1 protein-coding gene and 1 pseudogene are annotated in these 754 nt (G+C 31.6%); both read left to right on the forward strand.

Annotation, left to right across the window (positions count from 1 at the left end):
* A partial coding sequence (locus KA900_RS14655) for a Crp/Fnr family transcriptional regulator (RefSeq protein WP_210139792.1) occupies positions 1–283 on the forward strand: 283 nt, incomplete at its 5' end.
* A gap of 98 nt (positions 284–381) precedes the next feature.
* Positions 382–665, forward strand: a pseudogene (locus tag KA900_RS15030) (ISL3 family transposase).
* Positions 666–754: the final 89 nt, after the last annotated feature.

Here is a 754-nt window from a genome sequence, read left to right on the forward strand (position 1 = left end):
GAAACGTTTACAGGTATCAGAAAAGCAAACGATGCAGGTTGGTATGGAGCAAGTAGAGTCTCGTATTATTGATTTTCTATCAGAATACGTTGAGAATGAAGAAAATCATACTTATGTGACCTTACCAATGTCAAAGAAGGATCTAGCTTCTTATTTGGGTACAACTCCTGAAACAATAAGTCGAAAGTTTTCAGCATTGGAAGAAAAAGGTTTAATTAAACAACATACGCATAAATATATTGAGATATTTGATTTAGATGAATTATTATTTTCATCAAGTTAAAGTGCCGAAAAAACCGTAAGAGGATAATACTCTCACGGTTTTTTGGGTATACAAAAAGGCCATGAAATCCTAAAATAAAGTAAATTACCACAATATACTTGAAAGCAGGAAACATTATAGAGGATCGAAAACAGCAGTCGTTAATTCGGTATTTCCATCGCTATTCTAAAGAAGCACGAGCTGCAGTAAAGACGATTTCAATGAACTTATATTCTCCATATATAAGTGTTGTTAAGGCTTTTTCCCTAATGCAAAAATTGTTATTGATCGTTTTCATATCGTACAATTACTAAATAATACAATTAACTCAATGTGGATTGCAGTCATAAATGAAATCAAAAAAAGTCGCCCTACAGATTATCGAAAACTAAAAAATCAATAGAGATTGATATTAAAAAATGCTGATTATCTCGATTTTTCAAACTATTATTATCATCGCCTATACCATGAAAAGATGACTGAGCAACGTAT

The sequence above is a fragment of the Staphylococcus sp. GDY8P120P genome (assembly GCF_017892065.1).
In the GTDB taxonomy this organism is placed as follows: Bacteria; Bacillota; Bacilli; order Staphylococcales; family Staphylococcaceae; genus Staphylococcus; species Staphylococcus nepalensis.